This window comes from Candidatus Protofrankia californiensis, assembly GCF_900634765.1.
GTDB classification, from domain to species: domain Bacteria; phylum Actinomycetota; class Actinomycetes; order Frankiales; family Frankiaceae; genus Protofrankia; species Protofrankia californiensis.
Genome location: NZ_CAAAFT010000372.1, coordinates 1,866 through 4,369, shown reverse-complemented (window position 1 = coordinate 4,369; position 2,504 = coordinate 1,866). Strand labels below are relative to the sequence as shown.

The following is a 2,504-nucleotide window of genomic DNA, read 5'->3' as shown; positions in this document are numbered from 1 at the left end:
GGTGGCTCGGCGGGTGGTCGCCGTGATGGAGGCGGCCACCCAGTCGGTGGCCACCGGTGGGGCTCCGGTCACCCCGGTATGACCAATAACTGTTTCTCGGTGTTTACTTTGACCGTGGAGTGGCTGACCCTGCCCGATGTCGCCGACCGGCTCGGGGTGCCCATCACGCGGGTGCGTCAGATGGTGCGGGACCGCAAGTTGCTCGCCGTACGATCCGAGGGAGTGCTGCGGGTCCCGGTCGAGTTCATCCAGGACGGCGCGCTTCTCAAGGGCCTCCCGGGCCTGCTGACCGTGCTCTCCGACGCCGGCTTCACCGACGAGGAGTCGATGGACTGGCTCTTCCGGGACGATCCGACCCTTCCCGGCACCCCGGTGCGTGCCCTGGCGGAGAACCGTGGCAGGGAGGTCAAACGCCGGGCCCAGGCCCTCGCCTTCTGACCGCGGCTGGTCGTCGTCCTGCGTGCGCGGCCGGACCCGTAGGGTCGGGGCATGACACAGGATGCCGGTGCCGCCAGGTCGTATGCGCGGTCACCGGGGGCGGAGGCGCGTCTGGTCCGGCTGGCCGATGCCAGGCTGTACCTGTGTCTCGGGCTGCGACCGGCTCTGCCGGCGTTCCTCGACGAGGTGCTCGCCGGCGGGGTGGACGTCGTCCAGCTTCGCGAGAAGGGTCTGGAGTGGCAGCCCGAAGCCGACGAGCTCGCCGTGGTGCGGGAGGCCGCGCAGCGGCGGGGGGCGCTGGTCAGCGCCAACGACCGTGCCGATCTCGCCGCCTTCACCGGCGTTGATGTGCTGCATGTGGGCCAGCACGACATCCCGCCCCGGCTTGCCCGCCGGCTGCTCGGCCCGGACGTGCTGATCGGCCTGTCCACCCATGATCCCGACCAGCTCGCCGCGGCGATCGAGGATCCTGACGTGGACTACTTCTGCGTCGGCCCGGTATGGGCGACGCCCACGAAACAGGGACGCGCGCCGGTCGGGCTGGAGCTGCCGCGCCTGGCCGCCCGGCTCGCCCCACCGTTCACTCCCGGTGCCAAGCCCTGGTTCGTCACCGGGGGCGTGGACATTTTCACCCTGGACGAGGTTCTCGACACCGGCGCCCGGCGGGTCGTGGTCGTTCGGGGCATCACGCAGGCCGAGGAACCGGGATCGGCCGCCGCGGCCCTGGCCGGCCGGCTGCGCGCAGCCTGAGCCCGGCCACGGGTAGCTCGATACCCTTGGACGGACAGGCCCGGTCGCACGCTCGGAACGAGCCCGCTGCGTAACCTGTTCGTCCGCTGGCGGTAACGGTCTGGACGGTCATGCGTCCGGCGGCCGTGGATTCGGTCCCGGTGCCTGGGACAAACCGTAGATGCGCTGGCTATGGTGCATGCATGGCGACTTTGCGGATCTCAGATGCAGCCGGGCTGTTGGGTGTCAGCGACGACACCGTCCGGAGGTGGGCTGATGCCGGCAGGCTGCCGCTGGTACGGGACGACAGCGGGCGCCAGGCCGTCGAGGGTGCCGCGCTGGCCCAGTTCAGCAAGGAGCTTGCGGCCTCGGCCGACCGGCCTCCGGCCGCGGACGCCGCAGTGGTGGGGGAGTCGGCCCGTAACCGCTTCCCCGGGATCGTGACCCGGGTGATACGCGACGGCGTGATGGCCCAGGTCGAGATCCAGGCCGGTCCGCACCGGGTCGTGTCCCTGATGAGCCGCGAGTCCGCCGACGAGCTCGGCCTCGAACCGGGCGTGGTCGCCGTGGCTTCGGTGAAGTCGACGAACGTGGTGATGGAGCTTCCGGCGCAGCGTCGCTGACGCCGCGCAACACCGGTGCCGGTCGGTTCTTTCCGGTCTTTCCAGACTTGCCAGCTTGCGGGGACGGATGAAAGCGCGATCGAAGAACTCGGCCGGGGCGTTTGTCGCTTGTGTGCTGCCCGATGTTGGTAAGGCGGTCCGCACCGAGGCCGGGTTCTCTCCCGCGACGTGAGCCGGATCCCCGTGGTCACCGGCCGCCTCCGCCGGCCCCGCACCTCTACCCCGCCCTCTGCCTCCGCCCGCTCGTCGGGTCGCAGCGGGGGGCGGGTACCGGTTCCGCTGGCGGTCGCGAGCGGCATCGCCATCGGGTTCCTCCTGCTCCCGCTGGCCGGACTGCTTGTGCGGGTGCCCTGGCGCAACCTGCCGGACCTGCTGACCGAGCCCGGTGTGCGCGAGGCGCTGCGGCTGTCCCTGGTGACCGCGACCATCGCGACCGCGCTGTCGTTGGCGGTGGGTGTGCCGCTGGCCTGGTTGCTGGCCCGGGTGGCCTTCCCCGGTCGTGGGCTGTTACGTGCGATGATCACTGTGCCGCTCGTGCTGCCTCCCGTGGTTGGTGGGGTGGCGTTGTTGCTGGCGTTCGGGCGCCGGGGAATCGTCGGTCGCTACCTCGACGCCTGGTTCGGGATCACCCTCCCGTTCACCACCGCCGGGGTGGTCGCGGCGGAGGCGTTCGTGGCGATGCCGTTCCTGATCGTCGCGGTCGAGGGGGCGTTA

4 protein-coding genes are annotated in these 2,504 nt (G+C 71.1%); all 4 read left to right on the top strand.

Annotation, left to right across the window (positions count from 1 at the left end; all coding sequences use genetic code 11):
* The first annotated feature begins 78 nt into the window (after positions 1-78).
* On the top strand, positions 79-438 hold the full coding sequence (locus DD1DGNOD_RS19020; protein WP_131767830.1) for an Rv2175c family DNA-binding protein: 360 nt from the start codon (positions 79-81) through the stop codon (positions 436-438).
* Positions 439-489: 51 nt separating this feature from the next.
* On the top strand, positions 490-1,188 hold the full coding sequence (gene thiE, locus DD1DGNOD_RS19015; RefSeq protein ID WP_131767829.1) for a thiamine phosphate synthase: 699 nt from the start codon (positions 490-492) through the stop codon (positions 1,186-1,188).
* A gap of 182 nt (positions 1,189-1,370) precedes the next feature.
* A complete protein-coding gene (locus tag DD1DGNOD_RS19010) occupies positions 1,371-1,790 on the top strand; it encodes a TOBE domain-containing protein (protein WP_131767828.1) in 420 nt (139 codons plus the stop codon).
* A 177-nt stretch (positions 1,791-1,967) separates the two neighbouring features.
* A partial coding sequence (locus DD1DGNOD_RS29825; RefSeq protein WP_430827838.1) for a molybdate ABC transporter permease subunit occupies positions 1,968-2,504 on the top strand: 537 nt, incomplete at its 3' end.

Coding starts and splice junctions, on each gene's coding strand:
- DD1DGNOD_RS19020 (WP_131767830.1), top strand. CDS start 79: ATGACCAATAACTGTTTCTCGGTGTTTACTTTGACCGTGGAGTGGCTG.
- thiE (WP_131767829.1), top strand. CDS start 490: ATGACACAGGATGCCGGTGCCGCCAGGTCGTATGCGCGGTCACCGGGG.
- DD1DGNOD_RS19010 (WP_131767828.1), top strand. CDS start 1,371: ATGGCGACTTTGCGGATCTCAGATGCAGCCGGGCTGTTGGGTGTCAGC.